The following is a 22,905-nucleotide window of genomic DNA, read 5'->3' on the forward strand; positions in this document are numbered from 1 at the left end:
CAAGTTCGGCCTGAGTGCGCCGCAGCTGATGGCGGCCATCGAGCATTGCCGTGCCGCCGGGCGGCTGGACTGCGTGAAGCTGCTGCATTTCCACCTGGGCTCTCAGGTGGCGAATATTCAGGATATTAAAGCAGGCATGCGCGAAGCGGCCCGTTACTACACCGAGATGCGCGCCCTGGGCGCGGCAGTGGAAACCGTGGATGTGGGCGGCGGCCTGGGGGTGGATTATGAAGGCACCCACTCGCGCTCTTATTGTTCCATGAACTACGGCGTGGCCGACTACGCCCGCCATATCGTGCAGACCCTGCAGCAGCAGTGCGCGGAGCACGGCGCGCCGGAGCCGAACATTATTTCCGAATCCGGTCGGGCGCTGACTGCCCACCACGCGGTGCTATTGGTGAACATCACCGATCAGGAGCAGATGGCGCCGGTGGCGGTGGAGGCGCCCGCTGCGGATGAGGCGGCTGAGCTACTGCAATTGTGGGAGCTGCAACAGGTGCTGAGTGGCGAGCCGGGCAATTTGCTGGAACGCTTCTCGGAAGTGACCGGCGCCTGGCAGGACATTCACCAGCGTTATATTGCCGGTGAGCTGGGTTTGGCGGCGCGGGCGCGCGGGGAGCAGTTATACATCAATTGCCTGCTGGCCCTGCGCGGTCGTCTGAATCCGCTGCGCAAGCAGCAGCGGGAACTGCTCGATAGCCTCAACGAAACCCTGGCGGACAAGTTGTTCGTGAACTTCTCCGTGTTCCAGTCGGTGCCGGATGTGTGGGGCATCAACCAGGTGTTCCCGGTGCTGCCGCTGTCCGGTCTGGATAAACCCGCCACCCGCCGGGCGGTGATTCAGGACATTACCTGCGATTCCGATGGCCGCATCGACCAGTTCGTGGATGGCGAAGGGGTGGAGGCCACCTTGCCGCTGCCGGAGCAGCTCAACGGGCATTTGGGCATTTTCATGGTGGGCGCGTACCAGGAAATCCTCGGCGACATGCACAACCTGTTCGGCGATACGGATTCCGTGGATGTGGACGTGGATGACAACGGCAACATCGTGCTCGACCACGCCATTCACGGCGACACGGTGAGCTCGGTGCTACGCTACGTGAACTACGATACCGACAAGCTGCTGGCGTCTCTGGAGCAACATTGCCGCCAGGCGCATCTGAATGATGCCGAGCAAGAAGGTTTTATCGCGCTGGTACGTGAGGGCCTGGCAGGGTATACGTATTTAGAGTAGCGAAGCGCGGCCACAAAATGCATTTCGACGAAGCCGCTGTAGGAGCGCCTCTCGAGGCGCGAACCGAGCGTAGCGAGGCGACAGAGATTTCCTGGATTCCGCAATGCCATGAATGAAACCTGTCGAGTGCGGTAAGGCCTGAGTGCCCTGCGGGCGATTTCCTTGCTGCGCAAGGTTCGTCCCCTGGAAGGGAACTCCTACAGGTGCGTCGTAGCGACTCGTAGCCCACAACAAAATTTCAGCCAGCAAGGAGAGCACCATGCGTTATGAACTCTGTGCCAGCCAGGATCTACCCGAAGGACAAAGCCGCGCCATGAAGGCGGGGGACACCAAATTGGTGGTGTACCACCTGAGTGATGGCTTCTACGCCACCCAGGCGCGCTGCACCCATATGTTTGCGTCGCTAGGCAAAGGCAAGATTCTCAAGGACCAGTGTGTGCAGTGCCCGTTGCATCGGGCCAAGTTTGATATCCGCACCGGTGAAGTCTCCGAGTGGGCGAATTTCCCGCCGGGGGTGCAGATGCTGAATGTGGTGCGGGGTGAGAAAGCCCTGGAAACCTGGCCAGTAACCGAAGAAGACGGCCAGCTGTACGTGGAGATCTAATGGCAAACCCGAGTAAGGCGCAGCAGGAAGCCGCGCTGGCGCGACTGGAAAAATTCAGCCGCTTCACTGATAGCAGTATTGGCATTCCCTTTACCAAGTTTCAGATTGGCGCCGAAGCGATTATTGGCCTGGTGCCGATCGTTGGTGATGCGGCGGGCCTGGTGCTGGGCAGCTATGTGCTGGTGGAGGCCCACCGCGCAGGCGCCAGCAAAGGCGTAAAACTGCGCATGTTGCGCAACATGGGCATCGACTTCCTGGGTGGCTTGTTGCCGGTGGTGGGCGATGCTTTTGATGCCATCTACAAAGCCAATACCCGCAACACCAAGCTGCTGAAGAATTATCTGGAAAAGCAGCTGGAAGTGGAGCCGCCCCCGCCGCCGTTCCCGTGGTGGACACTGGTCTGGCTGACGGTGCTCTTTGCCGTGGTTACTGGCGGTTTGACCTTGATCCTTTGATCCATGCCCGGCGCCCGTCGCCGGGTTTTCTGCCTGTTTACTGTTCATGACGGCCGACTCTGGCCGACAAAAAGTGGCCTGAGTTGGTCGTGTTTGTTTGCGCTTACTTACCCGGGTCCCCTTTATTCCAGGTGATACCCCTTCTTCTCTTCGGCTTTTTGCGGCTTGTGCCGTGGCGGAGAATCAATCCGAATTGAATCCGAACAAGCATTCGCTTTACTGTGTCACCCATCAATGTAACTGTGGATGGTGTAGGTGATGCGTTGCCTGCGGCAGCCACTTTTTACAGGCGTTGGCCTCACGTACACAGGTGACCCTCATGAGTACTGCAACCCTTCATCAATACGCGCCGAAAACCGTCGGGAACGCTCCCGAGGTGCCCATCCGGCATATGGATTTCAAATTTGATGCCAAGGATCTCGACACCACCTTCTTTAAAGATACGGAGTTTGCCACTGCGTACTTTCAGGCGCTGTCTATCTTCCTGACCTTTGGCGAAGAGCTGGTGATCGACACGGCCCGCTACCACCGCCAGTTTCTCAAGGACCCGGTGCTGAAGCAGCGGGTGACGGCGTTGATTGGCCAGGAAGCCATTCACTCCAAAATGCACGACGAGTTTAACGATACCCTCGCCGAGCATCGCTACCCGGTGGCGCTCTACCGTTTCCTGGCAGACAACGTGTTCGAGTATGGCTTCAAGAAACTGCCTAACCGCATGCAGCTGTCCCTGATGGCGGGGATTGAGCATTTCACGGCGGTGTTGGCCGAATACATGATGAAGAACGAGGCCGTCTTCTACGAAACCGGTGATGAAAAGCAGCGCGCTCTGTGGATGTGGCACATGCTGGAAGAGTCCGAGCACAAGGACATTGCCTATGATGTCTACGAGACCTTATCCGGTAACTACCCGCTGCGGGTGAGTGGCTTTGCGCTGGCGGCCTTTACCATCATGTTCCTGGTGCCGCTGGGTGGCGCCGCCATTCCGGTGTATCGCAAGCCCACCAAGCTGCTGAGCCTGCGTTTCTGGAAAGACGTGAAAACCAGCCTGGTGTTTCTGGCTGGCCCGAAAGACGGCGTTTACGGCAGCACGGTTAAGCACATTCTGGATTACCTGCGTCGCGACTTTCATCCCAACGACCACGACACCACCGCCTACCTTGAGTATTACAAGGAGAAGCTGCTGAACCCGAAGACGGGTCTGTTATCGCCGTATCTGGTCAAGGAATTCGTGCCGAAACTGCGCGCCTGATTTTCGTGGCATGCCCGCTTCGGGGCGTGTCGTCGATAACCTGTTGAGATAATCAAGATGATGACTTTTTTGAAGCAGCGTTTTGCCAAACCCAGCAAGAACGCCTATGCGGTAGTGACCGGTGCCGGTAGTGGTATCGGCCGGAGTTTTGCACTGGAACTGGCCAAGCGTGGCGGTGCCGTGGTCTGTGCGGATGTGAATCTGGAAGCGGCACAGGAAACCGTGGCGTTATTGGAAGCCCAAGGCGCCAAAGGCTTCGCCATTCACTGCGACGTGGGTGAAGAAGCGCAGGTGAAAAAACTGGCTGAGGAATCTGAAGCCTTGCTGGGCCACCCGGCAACCATGATCATCAACAACGCCGGCGTGGGCCTGGGTGGCAAGTTCGATGAGCTGAGCCTGGATGACTGGAAGTGGTGCATGCACGTGAACCTGTGGGGCGTGATCCATGGCTGCCACTACTTTGTGCCCGGTTTCAAGAAGCTGGGGCGCGGCGCGATTATTAACGTGGCCTCCGCCGCATCTTACACGGCGGCACCGGAAATGAGCGCTTATAACGTGACCAAGGCCGGTGTGCGTGCCCTGTCCGAAACCCTGTTCTCGGAACTGGCCAGGGACAACATTCGCGTGAATGTACTCTGCCCGACGCTGGTGCCGACCAACATCATCAAGAACGGCCGTATCCCCGGCCGTTACTCCAGGCTGGCGGACCATGCGTTGATGAACTACGCCATGACCACCAGTGACGATGTGGCCAGGCTGACCCTGAACCGTCTGGACAAGGGCGAGCTGTACACCACGCCCCAGGTCGACGCCAAGCTGTTCTGGATGATGAAGCGGGCGTCGCCCAACCTGTACGCCAAGTTCCTGGGTTTCTCTTATCGCTTTGTCAGTCACAAGGGGGCATAACCATGGCCGCTGCAAAAAAGACCAAGACCGCTGCGCGCAAGGCGTCGGCCGAAAAAATTCATGATTCCTTTATCGTCGGTGCCGGCATTTCCGGTATCGCCGCAGCGATCAAGCTGAAAAAAGAAGGCTATAACGATTTCAAGATTATCGAGAAGGCGGATCGCGTGGGCGGCACCTGGCGGGAAAATACCTACCCGGGCTGTGGTTGTGATGTGCCGTCTTCACTGTATTCCTATTCGTTTGCGTTGAGCAGCAAGTGGAGCCATCTGTTTGCCAAGCAGCCGGAAATTCTCGATTACCTGGAAGACGTGAGCACCAAGTTTGGCATCACCCGGTTGATTGAATTCAATACCTCGCTGGACGCTGCCACCTGGGATGAAAGCCGCCACCTGTGGGTGCTGGACACGTCCAGCGGGCAGTACCTGGCGCGGACGGTGATTTTTGCCACCGGGCCGATTACGGAGTCCAGAATCCCCGCGCTGCCGGGGCTGGAAAGTTTCACCGGCGAGATGTTCCATTCCGCCAAGTGGAACCATGATTACGATCTGACCGGCAAGCGGGTGGCGGTGATTGGTACCGGTGCCTCGGCGATCCAGTTCGTGCCGCAGATTCAGCCCAAGGTGAAAGAGCTGTTCGTGTTCCAGCGCACCGCACCCTGGGTGCTGCCGAAGCCGGACCTGCCCCTGGGTGACCGAAGCAAGCGTACTATTGAAGCGTTGCCGGTGATTCAGCGTGGCTGGCGCAAGGCGGTGGCCACGTCCCTGAATGCCATCAATTTTGGCCTGCGTAATCCCAATGTGTTGAAGCCTGTCAGCACGGCGGCGAAGCAGTTGTTGCGCGTGCAAATTAGTGACAAGGCGTTGCGCAAGGCGGTAACGCCGGACTTTACTCTGGGCTGCAAGCGCATCCTGTTCGCCAACGATTACTACCCGGCCCTGCAGGCGGATAACGCCAACCTGATTCCCCATGGCCTGGTGGAAGTGGATGGCAACACGGTTATCGCCGCTAACGGGGAGCGCCATGAAGTGGATGTGGTTATCTGGGGCACCGGCTTTGATGTGTCGCATCCGCCGATTGGCAGCAAGGTGGTGAATGCCAATGGTGATCGGTTGTCGGACCTGTGGAAAGACAGCTCGCCGGAAGCGTATCTGGGCGCGACCCTGGAGAATACGCCGAATGCGTTTCTGGTGCTGGGGCCGAACGTATTGGTGTATGACTCCTTTATCGGCCTGGCCGAGGCACAGCTGGATTACATCATCGATGGTCTGAAAAAAGTGAAGGCCAATGATATCGGCAAAATCACCATTCGCCCGGATGTGCTCAAGCAGCACAACGACAAGGTGCAAAAACACCTGAAGGGCACGGTGTTCAACAGTGGTGGCTGCAAGAGCTACTACCTGGACCAGAACGGCCGTAACTTTGCCGCCTGGCCCTGGTCGCTGGCGGCGCTGAAGAAAAAGCTGAGTGCCTTCAAGCTGGATGACTATGAGGTGACGTATCTTAGGGCCTGTTCACACTAATTACGTGGCCCCTGTTGCGGCCCAAAATGCGCCAATCTAGGCGCGAGAAGAGATGTTTGGTGTTTCCAAATGAACGACGAGCAACAACGAGTGGCGCATTTGGGGCCACAACCCGAAGGGCTGGGCCCTTTTTCCGTCCAGCAGCTCCAACCGCTACTTATGTAGAGCAACTACACTGCGCATCGGTTGGAACTACTGGACAAAAAAATGACTCCAGCAGGGGCTACGGAATTAATGTGAACAGGCCCTGATGAAGAGGTGCTGCGCAAGGCATCGTGACAAGGCGGTACGGGTAAAAAGAAAACGCACGGTCTTCGGGCCGTGCGTTTTTTTGTGTCTGGAAGCGATTCCGGCTGTGGTGTCGGATTACGGCCTTCGGCCTAATTCGACCTACAAGAACCTCGCATTCTTATTCGTAGGTCGTGTTAGGGCGTAGCCGTAACCCGACATCTTGATTTCAATGCATGGCCTGCCCGAGCTTTTCCAGATACTGGCGCATGCCGCTGAGTAGCGGTTCGTCCAGTTGTTCGGTTTGTTCCTGCATGTGATTGAGCCACTGTCCCTGTTGCTCGTTGTGGTGCCATTGGTGGTAGCAATACACATGCAACAAAAACGCCTGCAGGAAGGCGGGTTTTTCCAGGTCTTCCTCGTTGGCCAGCGGAATGCGTGGAAACAGCTCATGGAGTTTGCGGGCAAAGGCGCCAGAGGCCATGCCAATCTGTTGCCCCTGAGGGTTGTGCACCGGGGTGCTCAGGTAGCCGCAACTGGGTGAGCGGGCTTTCAGCACAAAACCGCTCAGGGGAGGCTGCAGGGTGGCGGCTACGTTTTCCAGGGCGTCGGTGACATCCTGCTGTGGCTGGTCCACGCCGCGCACCCGCAGTTGGTCGTCGAGCTGCACCACCTGAATGGGCGGGCGCGGCACGGGCAGGCCAATGGCCACTTCCGGGCAGGTTTCCCGAAAGCGCAGCAAGGGCCCCAGCTGGTGGACCAGAATGGCGTTGTGTTTGTGGTCGCCGTCGTACCTTACCTTTTGGCCGGTGAGGCAGGCGCTGACGCCGACGACGGGCTTTTCCCAGTCCTGTTGAGGCAGGTCAAAGCCCATTTTTTCCAGCAAATCCGTTAGCATGGCAGGTCTCCCTTCTTCCCCAAAGGTGACAGGTTATGCAAGGCGTTTTTCTGGATACCGATACCCTGGTTCCCGACGAGCTGGACTTCACCGCCTTCGACAATATGTTGTCGTGGACCCTTTACCCGCAGACCCGCGCCGACCAACGTGTGGCCCGGCTGGACGGTGTGCAGGTGGTGGTGACCAACAAGGTGGTACTTGATGCCGCCACGCTGAAAGCCTGCCCGTCCCTCAAGCTTATCTGCATTTGTGCCACCGGTACCAATAATGTGGATTTGCAGGCGGCGGCGGACCAGGGCATTACCGTGTGCAATGTGACGGGCTATGCCCGCGCGTCGGTGGCGCAGCATACGATGGCGCTGTTGCTATCGCTGGCGGCCCGGCTGACTGCCTACCATGAGGATGTGCGTTCGGGGGGCTGGAGTCAGGCGCCCCAGTTCTGTCTGCTTGACCATCCCATGACGGAATTGGCGGGGAAAACCTTTGGGGTGATCGGTTACGGGGATCTGGGGCGGGAGGCCGCCCGCCTGGCGGAGGCGTTCGGCATGACGGTGAAGGTTGCCGAATCGTTTCAGGCCCAGGGCAATCCGTCCGGGCGGGTGCCGATGGCTGAACTGTTGCCGGCGGCGGATGTGATCAGCCTGCATTGCCCGTTAACACCGCAGACCGACAAGCTGGTGGATGCGGCGTTTCTGTCGCAGATGAAACCCGGCGCTTTGCTGCTGAATACCGCCCGTGGAGGCCTGATTGATGAGGCGGCGTTGGTAGACGCGTTACGCAGTGGTCAACTCGGTGGGGCGGGCCTGGATGTGCTCAGCAGCGAGCCACCGCCGGCGGACCATCCGTTGCTTGCCGGCGGCATCCCCAACCTGCTGATTACCCCACACAACGCCTGGGGCACCCGGGAATCCCGGCAACGGGTGCTGGATGGGGTGGTGGAGAATATTCGTCAATGGCAGGCGGGATCGCCGATCAATGTGGTGAGTTAGAAAGACAGTGACGAGTTGCGAGCAGCGAGTTACGAGAAGCAAAACCAAACGGATTTGAAAGGTTTCTATTGTGAATTTCGCGACTCGCTTCTCGTCACTCGCTCCTGCCTTTAACGCTTTTTCTTTAACCGGCTGGCGAGCATTTTATCCATGCCGCGAAACAAGGGTTGGGGCAGTCGCGTTACCGGCCCTGGTGCGGCGGCAAGTAGCACGCTGCCGAGTTTTCCCATGGGGCGGGCGATGCGCGCCGGGCGTTTTTCACAGGCTTCTACAATCCAGCCTGCGGCTTTTTCCACGTGCATCATCGGCATGTACTTATAGATGGCCGTGCGCGAAGACATGGGCGTGCGCACCATGGGGAAGTAGACCACGGTGGTGCTGATGCCTTGATGACCCATCTCCGCTTCCAGCGAGCGGGTGAAGGATTCCAGTGCGCTCTTGCTGGCCAGGTAGGCGGAGAACAGTGGGATCGGAATCTGCGTGGACAGGCTGGAAATGTTCACCACATGGCCGTGTCCCTGTTGTTGGAAGCGAGGCAGGAATTGCAGGGTCATGGCCACGGCGCCGATATAGTTCAGCTGTATGGTGCGCTGGTAATCGTGCAGGCGCTCGAAAGACTGCTCGATGGGGCGGCGAATGGAATGGGCGGCGTTGTTCACCAGCGCATCAATGCGGGTATGTTCAGTGAGAATGCGCGCGGCACAGGCCTCGATGGCCGCGTTGTCACTGAGATCGCAGGGGTAGATAAAGGCGGTGCCGCCCTGGGCTGCAATCGCCTGCTGAACCTCTTTGAGTTGCTCCTCACGGCGAGCTACCAGGCACAGGGTGGCGCCTTTTCGTGCCATGATTTTGGCCGCTTCAGCGCCGATGCCACTGGAGGCGCCGGTGAGTACAATGGTCTGGCCTTTGAGTTTCATGCATACCCCTTGAATGCTGTGCGGTAAAAATACAGACACTGGAGTCTGCCGTTTACGGCACCGGGGGCCAAGGTCCAAAGGGGACGAAGATGTGGTTTCAGGACATTGTCACGTTGCCGGCCAAACGGCGCGGTTGCCATCTGGTGACACGGGAGGTGGTGACTGCCTTGCCGGTGCTGGCGGAGATCGAGGTGGGGTTGTTACACCTGTTTATTCAGCATACCTCCGCCTCGCTGACCATCAATGAAAATGCTGACCCGGATGTGCGAGGGGATCTGGAGCGTCACCTGAACGTGATGGTGCCGGAGAACGCGCCTTACTATGAACATACCTTGGAAGGGCCGGACGACATGCCTGCGCATATCAAGAGCGTACTGATCGGGCCTTCGCTGACGATCCCGATTCGGGCTGGGCAGCTGGCGCTAGGCACCTGGCAGGGCATTTATCTGTGCGAACACCGCGACCACGGTGGTGCAAGGCGGGTCGTGGCGACGATTCAGGGGGAGTAAGGGGGAAAGCAGTTTCGAGTTGCGAGTTGCGAGTTTCGAAGAGAAAAACCCGTCCCCTCACGGGCCAGTGGTCTTTCCTTTGATTTTCGCAACTCGTAACTCGTAACTCGTAACTCGTTTCGTTTTTCGTTATTCCGCAATCCATTGCAGGAATTCGCGGCGCTCTTCTGCGGTGGCTTGTTTCCACTGGGCTTTCAGGGTGTCCAGGTAGTTGGCTTCCGGTGCTACGCTAGTACCTTTTGTTGCGTTGGAAGCGGTTGTGGTTGCCTCTGTCCCTGCCTGTGGCGCCACGTTATTGGATGTGGCCGTGGTGACTTCTTCGCCGGTGATGGGGGCCAGAAAGCCGCGATTAAGAATCAGCTCAGACTTTTGCGCGTCTACGCGTTCACCGTTTTTGGTATTTTCCACCCAACCGTAGAAGCTGTCTTCCATGGCGCGTGCCTCGTCCACGTCCTGTGGCGTATTGAACCCCAGCAGCCATTCCTCGCCAGGCGCGCCTTCGATAGTGAAGTTGGCCGGGTTACTTTTCACGATTTCATGGTTGTCCGCATCCAGCTGCCACAGCTCCTTGTAGTAAGCGAGAATCTCATAGCGGCCGGGGGCCAGTTTCAGTTCCTTGAAATCGGTGGCGAAGAAGGTGTTCACGCCTTCCACTTCCTTGCCGTTGATGGTGAACACTTCAATTTCGCTGGGCACCTTCACGGTGAGCACCTGGCTGTCGGCTTTGGCCGGGCCGTCGTACAGCTGGACTACCGGGCTGCGGGCGCAGGCGGCGAGAAACAGGGTGCAGAGGGTGAGGGTAAGCAGGCGCAGGGACAACATGACTTCTCCTTGGGAGCGGGTTGAGGGGCGCGAGCCGGCCAGTCTGGCCGGCATCTGTGTCATTTATGTGACAGATGGTCCGGAGTGCTATCAAAAGCCCCAGGTGTCGATCTTGCCGGGGGGCTGGTTGCGGTTCAGGGCGCTCAGGCCCCGGGCACAGCGTACGATCCACCAGATGGTGATCACCACCATCAGCAGCCAGCCAATCAGGGCCAGGGTGGTGATGCCGGCGATGAACCAGTACAGCAAGCCAATCCAGAAGGTGCGGTACTGGAAACGAAAGTGTTCGCGCAGCGGTGGCGAGGCTTCGCCGGCATGAAGGTGGGCGATGATGACGCCGACGATGGCCGTGAGCCCGCCGGTGATCAGGCCGACCAGGTGCAGTACGTAGACGACACGTGCCAGGCTGGCGGTGCTGGTGTTACTCATTGCTGGGCCTCTTTGGTGGCGGATGTGCTGACGGGGGCACCCTTGGCGGGAGCCGGACTGCCGGTGGCATTACAGGCCTGGGTGCAAGCCTTCATGGTTTCAAACGGCACGCTACCCTTGCAGCCGCCCCAGATAAAGGCCTGACAGCTGCCGGTGTCGGCATCGTAGTAATAGCGCTGGAATGCAGCTTTGCACATGCCGGATTCCGGCGGCTGGGAGCAGGCATCCGGGAGTGTGGCGGTGCCAGGTTCCTGATTGTTCTGGCAGCCACCGAGCAGGGCAGCGGCGGCAATCAAGGCTGTAATAAGGGGAAGCAGCAGGGTTCGCATGGTCGTTCCTTTATGGGTTTCCGGTTCCCTCCGTGGGGCCGGGTATTCTCCGTTACTGCTACTTTACCGGACTCTGAATGCGGCGGTAACCGGTTCATGTTCTTGGTGGAAAATCTGCACTATGCTGGTGCTTTCAAGGTGCTACAGAAGGGGGAAACCGGTGAGACAAGGGTTGCGGATTATCAGCCTGGTGGGTGGGCTGCTGGCGGCGCCGGCCTGGGCCCAGGATGCTCAATATATGTTTCTGCAGGCGGGCAAGCTGCAGCTGAGCGATGAAGACACCACGGTGACCGCCAATGGCGCCACGCTGGATGGGGATTACGATGATTTGCCGTTCTTCACCGGCGGGGTGCAGAAAATTCTGGGGGGCGGCGATCGCTTTCGTTACGGCTATGAAGGCGGTGCGCTGGTCAGCTGGCAGAACGATTCAGTGAGTTATTCGGGGGTGGTGAATGGCGGCGCCACCGTGAACGTCAAGGTGGAGAACGAGATGTTCCTGTTCGGCACCCTGCTGGGTGGCTACGGGGATATCAATTTCAGTGATCGCGCGCGGTTGTTTGTCTCCGGCGGCCCCATGTTGTTGATGGGCTCACTGAAGCAGGAACAAGACAAGCCTTACCCCCAGCCGCTGAGTACGGCGGTGGTGGTGAACGGGGATGACCGGGATTTCAGTTTTGGCTATGGGGCTTACGCCTCGCTGGGGCTGATCTTTTCCGTGGGAGGCAACGCGGAGTTCGGGCTTGTGGTGCGCGAGCAGACCGTAGAGATGGATTTCAACGATGCCATTGCGGATTTTCCCTACGATGGTACCCAGTACATGTTGAGCTTTGGCTACAGGATGTAGCGACGCGCTTGCGTGGCTCCCTGGAGGTCGCTGCGGAGCCGTTGCAGGAGTTCCCTTCCAGGGGACGAACCGCACATCGTCTGCAGCTCACTCTGTCTTTTCTGCCCCATCAAGACCGCCTACCCAAAATAGAGTCTGAAAGCTTGTCGCCTTGCTGCGCTCGGTTCGTCCCCTGGAAAGGAACTTCTACAGGGGCACGAGCCGAGCGTTGTGACCGTTAATCTGCCCGCATGTGTTTCTGATCCCGGGGCAGGGTGTCGCCGCGCAGGCGGATCACGGCTTTTTGCAGCAGCAGGTTGTTGGGAAGGGTGTAGCGGTGGCCCAGTTCATCCTGAATGGTGATGAAGATCAGCCCCATGTGACGAATCTGCCCGGTGACAGTATTGTCGCCGTCCAGCAGGCGAATGCGGTCCCCCACTCTATAGGGCGCGCTGAAGAACAGAATAATGGCCGCGGTGGCGTTGCTGAGCATGGACCAGCTGGCAAACAACGCCACGCCGAGCAACGCCATCAGTGAGGTGGCAAACACCATCAGGCCGTCGCCTTTCAATCCCCACAACACGCCAATAGCGATCAGGCTGATGATCAGGCTGGCGCTGTTGATGACTACGGCTGTCTGGAAGATACGGGCGCGGGAGTAATTGCGGCGCCGACCCAGCCGTTTGGTGATGCCGCGCAGCAGGATGGACAGGGCCCAACCCAGAATAGCGATGACGACGGTGAGTCCCCATTTCATTACTACTGAATCCATGTTCTATCCGTGCTTGCCTGAAACAAAGGGGTTGTGGGTACGTTCGTGGCCGATGGTGGACATGGGCCCGTGCCCGGGAATAAAGGAGACGTCGTCATCCAGAGTCAGCAGCTGCTCCTTGATGGCGGTGATCAGGGTGTCGAAATCCCCCTTGGGGAAGTCGGTACGGCCGATGGAGCCGTTGAACAGCACATCTCCGACCACGGCCAGTTTGCTTTCATGCTGATAGAACACGATGTGCCCGGGTGTGTGGCCGGGGCAATGGCGGACTTCCAGCTGGGTGCTGCCCACGGTGACGGTATCGCCGCCTTCCAACCAGCGGTTTGGGGTGAACGGCGGTGAAGGGGCAAAGCCCATCATCTGTGCCTGCTGGGGCAACATGTCGATCCAGAACTGGTCATCGCGGTGCGGCCCTTCAATGGGCAACCCCAAGGTTTCGGCCAGCTCGGCCACGGCGCCCACATGGTCCAGGTGGGCGTGGGTCACCAGGATCTTCTCCGGGGTGCCGCCCACCTGCTTCAGGGTCGCCAGTATCTGGTTCAGGTCACCGCCCGGGTCGACGATGGCGACCTTGTCGGTGGCTTCGCACTTCAGGAAAGAGCAGTTCTGCTGAAACTGGGTGACCGGCAGGATGGCGTATTTCATGGCTGTCTGTGCGGTGGAAAATGAGCCCGCAGTATAGCGTTAATCCGCCGGGGGATTCATTCCCCTGACGGCTATGGGACAAGGGTAAATATTGGAAAATTCAGACGTAGTGACGGTTTGCGGCTGACGCCTTGGTGGTAATTTAACGGTCTACATAACTCACTAAGGAAGGGAATCATGGATATGGAGCAAATCCAGCCGTATCTGGACAAGGCGATCGAGCTGAGTATGGCCTATCTGCCGAAGGCGGTGCTGGCGTTGGTTACGCTGGTGGTCGGCTTCTGGATCATCAAGCGGGTGATCAAGGGGATGAATCGGGTGCTGGGCCACAAGGCGGTGGATGACACCCTGCAAAAGTTCCTTACCAGCTTCATCGACGTGCTGCTGAAAATTCTGTTACTGGTGGCCGTGGCAGGTATGGTCGGGGTGGAAACCACCTCGTTTATTGCCATGCTCGGCGCCATTGGCCTGGCGGTGGGGCTGGCGCTGCAGGGCAGCCTGGGCAACTTTGCCGGTGGGGTGCTGATTCTGTTCTTCAAGCCGTACCGCCTGGGGGACATTATCGAGGCGCAGGGATATACCGGAAGGGTGTGGGACATCCAGATCTTCAACACCATCCTGATTACCTACGATAACCAGCGCATCGTAATTCCCAACGGGCTCATGTCCAACGGCTGCATCAAGAACATTTTCGTGGAGCCACAGCGGCGGGTGGATATCGAATTTGGTATCAGTTACGGCGACAGCATCGAGCAGGCCCGGGCCGCAATCCAGTCGGTTATTGATAATGACGACCGTATTCTCAGCGGTGAACAATTCGATCCGAATATTTTTGTCTCAGCCCATGCGGATAGCAGCATCAATATGCTGACGCGGGTGTGGGTCAATTCGGAGGATTACTGGCCGGTGTATTTTGGTTTGTTCGAGCAGGTGAAATACGCCTTCGACAAGGCTGGCATCACCATCCCGTTCCCGCAGCGGGATGTGCATTTGTTTCAGCAATCTTAAATCTTAAGTTACGAGAAGCGAGAAGCGAGAAGCGAAGAGCAAAATCGGTTCGGATTTTCGAAACTCGCTTCTCGTCACTCGAAACTGTTTTATCGCTTCTCCAGTACCACCGGCAATCCATCCTTCGGCATGATCAGCGGTACCTGCTGGGTGGGCAGTTCATAGCCGGGTTTGACGCTGACGCGGTAACGTTTCAGAAACTGGAACAGGAAGGTCTTGGTTTGCAGTTCGGCGAAGTTCAGTCCCAGGCATTTATGGTGGCCGCCGCCGAAGGGAACCCACTGGTAAAAGTGCTGCTTGTGCTCGGCGCGTTCGTCACTGAAGCGTTCCGGATCGAAGGTGGTCGGGTTGCTCCAGTATTCTTCCATGTAATGGGTGTAGAGCGTGGACACGTTGACCAGGGTGTTTTTGGGCAGGGTGTACCCCTGGTATTCCACATCCTTGACGGTGCGGCGGGGGAAGGTGGTCAGTGCCGGGCGCATACGCAGGGTCTCGCGGAATACCCAGCCGGTTTTCTCCATTTTTCCCAGGTCGTCATAGTCCAGGGTGTCCTTGCCCAGCCCTTCCATTTCGTTGACCAGTACATCCTGCCAGTGAGGGTGTTTGGCCAGCATGTAAATAATGGAGCACAGGGTGCTGGTAGTGGTGTCGTGGGCGGCGAACAGCAGGAAGATCATGTGGTTCATCACGTCCTGGTCGCAGAGGCCGCCTTCCTCGTCGGCCGCCTTGCACAGTTCGCTGAAAAAATCCGGGGTATCGCTGGCGCGTTTCTGGGGGATCAGTCCGGTGACGAATTCTTCCAGATAACGTCGGCCCTTCATGCCGCGGTGCCACAGCAGGCCGGGGATCGGCAGGCGCACCACCGCCAGGGAGGCGTCGGTGGCATCGATGAAGGACTGGTTGACCTTGTCGGACTCCGGGCCCATTTCCAGGCCGAAAAATATTTGCGCGCCCACGTCCAGTAACAGGGATTTGATATGGTCCAGAAAACGCAGTTCTTCGCCGGTGGGCCAGTTGCCGAGTTCGCTGCCGATGTGGCTGTTCATGCGGTCCAGGTAGCTGGCCAGGGCCGGTTTCTTGAAGGCCTGCTGCATGATGCGACGGTGAAATTTGTGGTCAGCAAAGTCACGCAGCATTAGCCCGTCGGTAAACAGTTTTTCCAGAATCGGGTTCCAGGCGGCGCGGCTGGAGAACGCATGCTCAGGATCCTTGAGCACAAACTCGTTGGCGTCCGGGCCGAGCAGGGTCACGCCACGCTGAAACAGTACCGAGCCTTTGAAGACCAGCCCGTGCTGCGCGGCGTGCTCGGTGACCAGTTTGTGATAGTCCTTCAGGAACGGCACGGTATGTCCGAGTAGCGGCCAGCCATAGTCACCGGGAATAGCCTCCAGCTTGCGTTGGGGCATCCGTGGCAGTTGTGCGGCCTCTTGCTGGGCGACTTCCATACGGTTCATGACGGTTCTCCGATAAACACCTTGTATAGGATAAATCTACCTCTGCTGTGCAGCTCAGGACAGAGGCTGTCGGCAACGGTCAAATCGTGCTGTGCTGTCCAGCCGCCCTGGCATGGCACGTGCTAGCATTGCGGCATTGTTAAGGAGAGATGTGTATGTCCAAACCTGCGGCTGAATTCGAGCCCCTGGCGCTGGCGGTGCTGACGGTGAGTGATACCCGCACCCCACAAACCGATACCTCCGGCGATCTGTTGGTGCAGCGCCTGGAAGACGCGGGCCATACCCTGGCCGCTCGCCAGATCGTCAAGGACGATGTGTACCAGCTGCGCAAGGTGGTCTCCGACTGGATTGCCGACGACAGCATCCAGATTATCCTCACCACCGGCGGTACCGGATTCTCCGGGCGAGACTCTACTCCGGAGGCGTTGTCGGTCCTGTTCGACAAACATATCGAAGGCTTCGGTGAGTTGTTTCGCCAAGTCAGCGTGGAGGACATTGGTTCCTCCACTATCCAGTCCCGCTGCCTGGCCGGGCTGGCCAATCGCACGGTGATCTTCTGTCTGCCCGGTTCCAACAATGCCTGCGCCACCGGCTGGGACCGCATCATTCAGGAGCAGCTGGATGCCCGGCACCGTCCCTGTAATTTTGTGGCCCAGGTGCGCCGATAAAACTGCCGCCGCGACGGCACCATGGAGGAAACGTGCAGGAATCCAAACAGACATTGATGCCGGTGGCAGAGGCGTTGGCGCGACTGCTGGATTCGGCGCGTCCCTTCCGGGCGGTCCGGGAGGTTCCGCTGGCCGATTGTCAGGGGCAATATCTGGCTGAGGCGGTGACCTCCCGGGTGGATGTGCCGGCGTTTGATAACGCCGCCGTGGATGGGGTGGCGCTGCGCTATGCGGACCTGGGCGAGCCGGGGCTGACCCGGCCCATGCCGCTGCGGGTGGCGGCGGGGGATGCGCCGGCGACCCTGGCGCCGGGGCAGGTGGCGCGTATCTTTACCGGTGCCCCGGTGCCTGCAGGTGCGGATACCGTGCTGATGCAGGAAGACTGTGAAATTGCGCAAACCCGGGTGCGGTTGCCGGGCAAGGATACGGTTACTGCCGGACAGAATATTCGCCCGGCGGGGCAGGATGCCCGTTGCGATGACGTGGTGATGCAGCGTGGCGAGCGCCTCACGCCCCAGGCAGTGGGGCTGATTGCGTCAGTGGGTGTTGCGGCGGTGAAAGTGAATGCGCCGCGCGTGCTGATCCTAACCAGCGGTGATGAAATTCAGTCGCCGGAAGAAACGCCGCTACCGGGAAAAATTTTCGACAGTAATGGTCCGCAACTGACGCAGCTGTTGCAACAAAGCGGGTTTGTGAATGTGCAGCGCGAGCACCTGCCCGATGATCCGGCCATTATTCGCAATACCCTCACTCGGCTGCTCACCGATTCCGCACAGCGCCCGGATGTGATTATTTCCACCGGCGGCGTCTCCGTGGGTGAAGAGGATCACCTGCGAGCGGTGCTGGCGGAACATGGTGAACTGGATTTCTGGCGGTTGGCAATCAAGCCGGGCAAGCCGTTCACTTACGGGCGTATTGATGACATTCCGTTTTTTGGCTTGCCGGGCAACCCGTCGGCTGTGTTGGTGTGTTACCTGATGCTGGTGCTGCCCGCTCTGCGCCGCTCTTGTGGTGCTGATACGGTGCTGCCAACTGCCATGCCGCTACCCGTGGATTTCGCCATTAAAAAACCGGCCAAACGGCAGGAGTATCTGCGCGTACGTTGTGTACAAAAGAGCGGCAAGCTGGTGCTGGAGAAACACCCCAATCAGAGTTCGGGAATGTTGAGTTCTGCCGTGTGGGCCGATGGCCTGGCGGTGGTGCCGGTGGGCGGCACGGTATCGCCGGGCGGTACGTTACCGTTTTTATCGTTTTCCGGGTTGCTGGGCGGATAGACGCGAGAAATCTGTTACCGGGTCAGAAATGGCCAAAAGCCATTGCTGTCACCTGCGCCCGGTTCGGGGCTATCAAATCCGCTATACTGCGCGCCCAAAAAAGGAGTATTACATGACCCTGGAATCCTCGTTGCTTGCCCGCGCCAATTCATGTTGTGAATTGTGTAGCGCGGGTAATGCCCTGGCAGTGTATGCGGTACAGCCGGAATCGGATGGCACGGCCGAGCAGAGTGTGCTGCTGTGTGAAACCTGCCAGACCCAACTGGACAATCCGGGTAATGAAGACGCCAACCACTGGCGCTGCCTGAACGACAGCATGTGGAGCCCGGTGTCGGCGGTGCAGGTGCTGGCATGGCGTATGTTGACGCGCTTGCAGGCAGAGGGGTGGCCGCAGGACCTGCTGGATATGTTGTATCTGGATGACGACACCCTGGCCTGGGCCCAGGCCACGGGCGAAGGCCAACCGGAAGAAGCGCGGGAGCTGCACCGCGACAGTAATGGTGCCGTGCTGGAAGCGGGTGATTCGGTCACGCTGATCAAGGACCTGAATGTGAAAGGCGCCAACTTTACCGCCAAGCGCGGCACCGCGGTGCGCAATATTTCTCTGGTTCAGGATAACCCCGAGCACATTGAAGGCCGGGTAGAAGGCCAGCGCATTGTCATTCTGACGCAATTTGTGAAGAAAAACTGATGCCGCACAGTCTGATTCTCGGGGGCATTCGTTCCGGTAAAAGTTCATTGGCAGAAAAGCGGGTTACCGATCAAAACGATCCGGTGGTGTATGTGGCCACGGCCACTGCGGGCGACGGTGAAATGAGTGACCGCATTCGCCGCCATCGCATGCGACGACCGGCGAGCTGGGGGTTGGTGGAAGAGCCCCTGCATCTGGGCGCCTTGCTAAACCGCCAGACCACCTTGTCACCGGCTCCCTGCGTATTGATTGACTGCATGAGCCTGTGGGTGAGCAACCTGCTGCATGCAGGGGACGCGGCGTTTGTCCGGGAGCGGGATAGCTTTCTTGGAGCGCTGGGGCAGTACCCCGGTAATGTGGTGATCGTCAGCAATGAAGTGGGACTGGGGACCATCGGCATGGACCCGTTAACCCGCCGCTTCGCCGATGAGCTGGGCTGGCTGAATCAGTCACTGGCAAAAAAATGCGATACGGTGCTGCTGTCGGTGGCAGGGATTACGCAGACGCTTAAAGGCGAAGCATAGCGCTTGCCGTAGGAGCGTCGCTTGCGGCGCGAACAAACCAGTTTCGAATTTCGAGAAGCGAGTTTCGAAAACCAACACATCCAGCCCGTAAGGTTTTCAAGGGGGCTGCCTTTCGCAACTCGAAACTCGTCACTCGCTGACGCGCGTTTCGCGCCTCAAGCGGCGCTCCTACAAAAAACTGGCTAGCCGTGTGAGACCAGGCAGCTCAGTGTGCCAAATTCCGTTTGATCCAGCCGCACCCGGGAGCGGCAGGCGTAGGGTACCTGGAAGCCGGCCATGGCTTTGCTGGGTGCCATGCTCAGTACATGACTCAGCACCATGCGAATGACGCCGCCGTGGCAAACCAGCAGAACTCGCTGGCCTTTCAATGTTTCCTGCCATAGCGTCCAGGCGTCACCGATGCGTTGATGAAAACCCTGAATGGTTTCCGCATTGCTCGGCGGGTGGCTTTCTGCATCGCGCCAGAAGTTGGCCTGGTGGTCGCCGTACTCCTGTGCCACCTGCTCACGGGTTTTGCCTTCCCAGTCGCCGAAGCTGATTTCCTTGAAATCATGGGCAACGGTGAAAGGCAGGTTTTTTTCGCGGGCCAGTTCGGCGGCAAATTCCCGGCAGCGTAACAGCGGCGAGGTGAGGATGTGGTCCCACTGATCTTCTGCTTCGATGGCATCACGCATTTGCTGCCAGCCCCGCTCGCTCAGGGGGTCGTCCTTGTGGCCCCGATACATCTGACCGCCAGCCGGTTCACCATGGCGAATCAAGTCAAAAAACGTGGTGCTCATTGGTATCTATTCCCGCTCACGTAGGTCGTATTAGGCGTAGCCGTAATCCGACAATTTATCCGTTCTGATTACTCACACTGGCATCGGCAAAGGTGGCCATCCGGTTATGCAGCGCGCAGGCACTGCGTAATAGCGGTACCGCTACAGCAGCACCACTGCCTTCGCCTAATCGCAAGGACAGATCCAGCAAAGGCTTGGCATCCAATGCTTGCAGCAAGCGCTGATGTCCGGGTTCCTGTGACTGGTGGGCGAACAGCAGCCAGCTGCGTAATTCCGGGCGGAGTCGGCAGGCGGCAAGGGCCGCAGTGGTGACAATGAAACCATCCACCAATACCGGGATGCCACGCACCGCGCAGCCGATAAAGGCGCCGGCCAGAGCGGCGATTTCAAAGCCGCCCAATGAGGCCAGTGCCGCCAATGGGTCGGAGTGTTTCCCGTGACGGGCCAGCGCCTGTGTAATCACGACGATTTTGTGGGAAACCCCTTCTGGGGTCAGCCCGGTGCCGGGACCTGCGAGGGCAGCCGCGTCTTCGTCCAACAGCGCACAGGCCAGGGCAGTAGCGCTGGTGGTATTACCAATACCCATCTCGCCACCAATAAACAGGTGAGCGTTTCGCTCGGCGGCCCGTTGGGCGGCGCGATCTCCGGCGGCGAGAGCGGCCTGCAGTTGGGTGTCGGTCATGGCGGCTTGTCGAGCCAGGTTGCGGGTGCCCGGGGCGATCTGTTCATCAATAACGCCGTCGCTAATGGGGGGTGGCGCGACGGTGCCCAGATTGATGACGTCCAGATCGGCGTTCAGTTGTTTGGCCATAACACTGATGGCCGCCCCGCCAGTGACAAAGTTGGCAATCATTTGCCCGGTGACCACTTGAGGAAAGGCGGAAATGCCTTCTTCGCAGACGCCATGGTCAGCGGCAAACACGGCCATACTGATGCGTTCTGCGCGGGGCTGGTCTGTGGCCTGTAAGCTGGCGAGTTCGACGGCCAAAGACTCCAGGCGGCCCAGTGAGCCGGTGGGCTTGGTGAGTTGGGTCTGGCGGTGCAGGGCGGCTTGCCGGTGGCTGTCGCTGGGCGTGACAATCGGCTGTTGCCAGGGGGAAGGCGTGCTCACGGGCGTCTCCGGTTCGGGGCGGCGCAGGGCCGGAAAGCGGCAAATCCTCTGCCCCGCAACCGGGCGTGTCAAGTACACTGCCCGCCATCGATACCGGACAAAGACGTGGCGATGATGCTTTCTGTTTCCCTGATTAGTGCGGCTGTGGCGGCGATTGTGCTGGATGCACTGGTGGGCGAGCCTCGCCGCTGGCATCCGCTGGTGGGCTTTGGCCGGGTGGCGTCGTGGCTGGAGCAGCGCTGCAACAATGGCGTACCGGGCGGTGTGGCGAAAGGCGCCTGCGCGCTGGTGCTCCTGGTGTTCCCGGTGGTGATTCTTGTCGCGCTGTTGTTGCTGTTGTTGCCGAATTGGGGCGCCTGGTTGGTGAGTGTAGTGGGTTTGTGGCTGGTCATCGGCATGCGCAGTCTGGGTGAGCATGGCCGTGCTGTGGCGAAAGCGCTGCGGGAGCAGGACTTGCCCGCGGCCAGGGAGCAGGTGGCGCGTATTGTCAGCCGTGATACCCAGGCGCTGGATGCCACCGGCGTGGCCCGGGCTGCTACCGAATCCATGCTGGAAAATGGTGCCGACGCGGTATTCGCCAGCCTGTTCTGGTTTGTGGTGGCAGGGCTGCCCGGCGCGGTATTGCATCGGCTGGTGAATACGCTGGATGCCATGTGGGGATATCGCACGGCCCGTTTTGAACGCTTCGGCAAGGCTGCCGCGCGACTGGACGATGTACTGGCCTGGGTCCCTTCGCGGCTGACGGCACTGAGTTATGCGTTGATCGGCGGATTGCAGGGGCGTTGTGGCTTGGCGTTACGTTGTTGGCGGCGGCAGGCGCCTGCCTGCGACAGCCCCAATGCCGGGCCGGTGATGGCCGCCGGTGCCGGGGCGTTGGGGGTGCAGCTGGGTGGGCCTGCGCCTTACCACGGTGGCTGGAAAGACAAACCCTTGCTGGGCGCAGGGCGGCCGGCAGAGGCGAACAGCATAAACGCGGCCATTGTGCTGGTGCAGCGCAGCCTGGGGTTGTGGTGTGTGATCTTGATAGTGGGAGTGTCGGTGTGAGCGGGCTGGAGCACGGCGGGCGTTTGAATCAGGCGGTACGCCAATGGGGGATCCCGCGCAGCGACTGGCTGGATCTGTCCACCGGGATCAGCCCGTACGGTTACCCCATTCCAGCCATTCCTGATGCCGTTTGGCAGCGGCTGCCGGAAGAGGACGATGGGCTGGATGCCGTGGCGCGTGACTGGTTAAAGCTGCCTGTCGATACCGGTTGCCTGCCGGTGGCGGGTAGTCAGCCGGCGCTGCAAACCTTGCCGGCCTTGCGGCGGCCTTGCCGGGTCGGGGTGGTGGCGCCAGCCTATGCCGAGCACGCCCGCGCCTGGCGGCAGGCGGGGCATGATGTGGTGCCGTTGGCGGCAACGGCGGTTGCAGGCACGCTGCCGCGACTGGATGTGCTGGTGTGTGTGAATCCCAATAACCCTAGCGGCGCGTTGTTACCCGCCGAGACCCTGCGGGGCTGGCATCAACAACTGGCGGGACGGGGAGGCTGGCTGGTGGTGGATGAAGCGTTTCTGGATGCCAGCAACGGTACTTCGCTGGCTGCGCAGGCGCATCAGACCGGGTTGATCGTGCTGCGTTCATTGGGCAAGTTTTTCGGTTTGGCGGGATTGCGGGCCGGACTGATGGTGGCTGAGCCGGCGTTGTGCTCGGCCATGCAGGCTGCGCTGGGCCCGTGGGCCATGAGCCATCCAGCCCGGTATGTGATGGCGCAGGCGCTTCAGGATCGGGCCTGGCAGCAACAGCAGCGCCAGCGGTTGCGTGAGGATCGTAAACGCCTGGATGGGGTGCTGAGCGCTGCGGGATTGTCTCCCCAGGGAGACAGTGACCTGTTTGCCTGGTGCCCGGATGATCAAGCGCAGGGGCGTTTTGAGGCACTGGCACGGCAGGGCGTTCTGGTACGTTATTTTACCGAGCCAGCGGCCTTGCGGTTTGGCTTGGCAGGCAGTGAGGTGCAATGGGATCGTTTGCGTTCAGCGCTGTCTGTGTCGGCTTGAAGCTTTGCTCAAGGCGACGTGAGTTCCTTTC

The 22,905-nt window shown here is 59.4% G+C and carries 26 protein-coding genes; 16 read left to right on the forward strand and 10 right to left on the reverse strand.

Features of this window, described 5'->3' with window-relative positions; translation table 11 throughout:
* From speA to CL546_RS15970, 6 genes are all read left to right on the forward strand, one after another.
* The coding region (gene speA / locus CL546_RS15945; RefSeq protein ID WP_290496691.1) for a biosynthetic arginine decarboxylase at nucleotides 1-1,234 on the forward strand (1,234 nt) is incomplete at its 5' end.
* A 259-nt stretch (nucleotides 1,235-1,493) separates the two neighbouring features.
* Nucleotides 1,494-1,838, forward strand: a complete 345-nt coding sequence (locus CL546_RS15950; protein ID WP_007151020.1) for a Rieske (2Fe-2S) protein — start codon at nucleotides 1,494-1,496, stop codon at nucleotides 1,836-1,838.
* Entirely contained in the window at nucleotides 1,838-2,293 is a 456-nt protein-coding gene (locus tag CL546_RS15955) for a DUF4112 domain-containing protein (protein WP_290496694.1), read from the forward strand. Before CL546_RS15950 ends, CL546_RS15955 begins: the two co-directional genes overlap by 1 nt.
* A 319-nt stretch (nucleotides 2,294-2,612) precedes the next feature.
* Nucleotides 2,613-3,542: a metal-dependent hydrolase gene (locus CL546_RS15960; protein WP_290496695.1), complete on the forward strand. Its 930-nt coding sequence runs from the start codon at nucleotides 2,613-2,615 to the stop codon at nucleotides 3,540-3,542.
* A 57-nt stretch (nucleotides 3,543-3,599) separates the two neighbouring features.
* A complete protein-coding gene (locus CL546_RS15965; RefSeq protein WP_290496697.1) occupies nucleotides 3,600-4,448 on the forward strand; it encodes an SDR family NAD(P)-dependent oxidoreductase in 849 nt (282 codons plus the stop codon).
* A 2-nt stretch (nucleotides 4,449-4,450) separates the two neighbouring features.
* Nucleotides 4,451-5,968 carry a flavin-containing monooxygenase gene (locus CL546_RS15970; protein ID WP_290496699.1) on the forward strand — a complete coding sequence of 506 codons (1,518 nt, stop codon included), beginning with the start codon at nucleotides 4,451-4,453 and terminating at the stop codon, nucleotides 5,966-5,968.
* A gap of 457 nt (nucleotides 5,969-6,425) precedes the next feature.
* Here CL546_RS15970 and CL546_RS15975 read toward each other — a convergent pair whose 3' ends face one another.
* Nucleotides 6,426-7,094, reverse strand: coding sequence for a 2-thiouracil desulfurase family protein (locus tag CL546_RS15975; RefSeq protein ID WP_290496701.1), 669 nt, complete (start codon nucleotides 7,092-7,094; stop codon nucleotides 6,426-6,428).
* 35 nt (nucleotides 7,095-7,129) lie between these two features.
* Between CL546_RS15975 and CL546_RS15980 the strand changes: the two genes are divergently transcribed.
* Nucleotides 7,130-8,083: a 2-hydroxyacid dehydrogenase gene (locus CL546_RS15980; RefSeq protein ID WP_290496703.1), complete on the forward strand. Its 954-nt coding sequence runs from the start codon at nucleotides 7,130-7,132 to the stop codon at nucleotides 8,081-8,083.
* Nucleotides 8,084-8,193: 110 nt separating this feature from the next.
* Here CL546_RS15980 and CL546_RS15985 read toward each other — a convergent pair whose 3' ends face one another.
* Nucleotides 8,194-9,000 (reverse strand): SDR family NAD(P)-dependent oxidoreductase, encoded by an 807-nt coding sequence (locus tag CL546_RS15985; protein ID WP_290496704.1) that lies wholly within the window; start codon nucleotides 8,998-9,000, stop codon nucleotides 8,194-8,196.
* A gap of 89 nt (nucleotides 9,001-9,089) precedes the next feature.
* Here CL546_RS15985 and CL546_RS15990 point away from each other — a divergent pair, with 89 nt between their 5' ends.
* Nucleotides 9,090-9,509 (forward strand): secondary thiamine-phosphate synthase enzyme YjbQ, encoded by a 420-nt coding sequence (locus tag CL546_RS15990; RefSeq protein WP_290496706.1) that lies wholly within the window; start codon nucleotides 9,090-9,092, stop codon nucleotides 9,507-9,509.
* A gap of 129 nt (nucleotides 9,510-9,638) precedes the next feature.
* On the opposite strand, the gene CL546_RS15995 is transcribed toward CL546_RS15990, so the two are convergent.
* From CL546_RS15995 to CL546_RS16005, 3 genes are all read right to left on the reverse strand, one after another.
* A complete protein-coding gene (locus CL546_RS15995; RefSeq protein WP_290496707.1) occupies nucleotides 9,639-10,331 on the reverse strand; it encodes a DUF2057 domain-containing protein in 693 nt (230 codons plus the stop codon).
* A 90-nt stretch (nucleotides 10,332-10,421) separates the two neighbouring features.
* Nucleotides 10,422-10,760, reverse strand: a complete 339-nt coding sequence (locus tag CL546_RS16000; protein WP_290496709.1) for a DUF4870 family protein — start codon at nucleotides 10,758-10,760, stop codon at nucleotides 10,422-10,424.
* Complete coding sequence (locus CL546_RS16005) at nucleotides 10,757-11,089, reverse strand: BPTI/Kunitz-type proteinase inhibitor domain-containing protein (RefSeq protein ID WP_290496710.1); 333 nt, start codon at nucleotides 11,087-11,089, stop codon at nucleotides 10,757-10,759. The genes CL546_RS16000 and CL546_RS16005 overlap by 4 nt, the downstream gene beginning before the upstream one ends.
* A gap of 160 nt (nucleotides 11,090-11,249) precedes the next feature.
* Here CL546_RS16005 and CL546_RS16010 point away from each other — a divergent pair, with 160 nt between their 5' ends.
* On the forward strand, nucleotides 11,250-11,933 hold the full coding sequence (locus CL546_RS16010) for a hypothetical protein (protein WP_290496711.1): 684 nt from the start codon (nucleotides 11,250-11,252) through the stop codon (nucleotides 11,931-11,933).
* 217 nt (nucleotides 11,934-12,150) lie between these two features.
* Here CL546_RS16010 and CL546_RS16015 read toward each other — a convergent pair whose 3' ends face one another.
* Nucleotides 12,151-12,684, reverse strand: a complete 534-nt coding sequence (locus tag CL546_RS16015; protein WP_290496713.1) for a mechanosensitive ion channel domain-containing protein — start codon at nucleotides 12,682-12,684, stop codon at nucleotides 12,151-12,153.
* 3 nt (nucleotides 12,685-12,687) lie between these two features.
* Nucleotides 12,688-13,329 carry an MBL fold metallo-hydrolase gene (locus tag CL546_RS16020; RefSeq protein WP_290496715.1) on the reverse strand — a complete coding sequence of 214 codons (642 nt, stop codon included), beginning with the start codon at nucleotides 13,327-13,329 and terminating at the stop codon, nucleotides 12,688-12,690.
* A gap of 177 nt (nucleotides 13,330-13,506) precedes the next feature.
* On the opposite strand from CL546_RS16020, the gene CL546_RS16025 reads away from it, so the two are divergent.
* Entirely contained in the window at nucleotides 13,507-14,337 is an 831-nt protein-coding gene (locus tag CL546_RS16025; protein WP_290496717.1) for a mechanosensitive ion channel family protein, read from the forward strand.
* An 89-nt stretch (nucleotides 14,338-14,426) separates the two neighbouring features.
* Here CL546_RS16025 and CL546_RS16030 read toward each other — a convergent pair whose 3' ends face one another.
* Nucleotides 14,427-15,791, reverse strand: coding sequence for a cytochrome P450 (locus CL546_RS16030; protein ID WP_290496719.1), 1,365 nt, complete (start codon nucleotides 15,789-15,791; stop codon nucleotides 14,427-14,429).
* Between the two features lie 155 nt (nucleotides 15,792-15,946).
* Here CL546_RS16030 and moaB point away from each other — a divergent pair, with 155 nt between their 5' ends.
* From moaB to cobU, 4 genes are all read left to right on the forward strand, one after another.
* Nucleotides 15,947-16,459, forward strand: coding sequence for a molybdenum cofactor biosynthesis protein B (gene moaB, locus CL546_RS16035; protein ID WP_290496721.1), 513 nt, complete (start codon nucleotides 15,947-15,949; stop codon nucleotides 16,457-16,459).
* A gap of 32 nt (nucleotides 16,460-16,491) precedes the next feature.
* A complete protein-coding gene (locus CL546_RS16040; RefSeq protein WP_290496722.1) occupies nucleotides 16,492-17,733 on the forward strand; it encodes a molybdopterin molybdotransferase MoeA in 1,242 nt (413 codons plus the stop codon).
* Nucleotides 17,734-17,845: 112 nt separating this feature from the next.
* Nucleotides 17,846-18,424 (forward strand): PhnA domain-containing protein, encoded by a 579-nt coding sequence (locus tag CL546_RS16045; RefSeq protein WP_290496724.1) that lies wholly within the window; start codon nucleotides 17,846-17,848, stop codon nucleotides 18,422-18,424.
* Entirely contained in the window at nucleotides 18,424-18,948 is a 525-nt protein-coding gene (gene cobU, locus CL546_RS16050; RefSeq protein WP_290496726.1) for a bifunctional adenosylcobinamide kinase/adenosylcobinamide-phosphate guanylyltransferase, read from the forward strand. Before CL546_RS16045 ends, cobU begins: the two co-directional genes overlap by 1 nt.
* A 182-nt stretch (nucleotides 18,949-19,130) precedes the next feature.
* Here cobU and CL546_RS16055 read toward each other — a convergent pair whose 3' ends face one another.
* Nucleotides 19,131-19,727, reverse strand: a complete 597-nt coding sequence (locus CL546_RS16055; RefSeq protein WP_290496728.1) for a histidine phosphatase family protein — start codon at nucleotides 19,725-19,727, stop codon at nucleotides 19,131-19,133.
* Between the two features lie 55 nt (nucleotides 19,728-19,782).
* Entirely contained in the window at nucleotides 19,783-20,838 is a 1,056-nt protein-coding gene (gene cobT, locus CL546_RS16060) for a nicotinate-nucleotide--dimethylbenzimidazole phosphoribosyltransferase (RefSeq protein WP_290496730.1), read from the reverse strand.
* Between the two features lie 111 nt (nucleotides 20,839-20,949).
* Here cobT and cbiB point away from each other — a divergent pair, with 111 nt between their 5' ends.
* Both cbiB and cobD read left to right on the forward strand, forming a co-directional pair.
* Entirely contained in the window at nucleotides 20,950-21,882 is a 933-nt protein-coding gene (cbiB, locus tag CL546_RS16065; protein WP_463671049.1) for an adenosylcobinamide-phosphate synthase CbiB, read from the forward strand.
* Nucleotides 21,879-22,874 carry a threonine-phosphate decarboxylase CobD gene (gene cobD, locus CL546_RS16070; RefSeq protein ID WP_290496732.1) on the forward strand — a complete coding sequence of 332 codons (996 nt, stop codon included), beginning with the start codon at nucleotides 21,879-21,881 and terminating at the stop codon, nucleotides 22,872-22,874. Before cbiB ends, cobD begins: the two co-directional genes overlap by 4 nt.
* Nucleotides 22,875-22,905 lie beyond the last annotated feature (31 nt).

The sequence above is a fragment of the Alcanivorax sp. genome (genome assembly GCF_002726155.1).
Taxonomy (GTDB): domain Bacteria; phylum Pseudomonadota; class Gammaproteobacteria; order Pseudomonadales; family Alcanivoracaceae; genus Alcanivorax.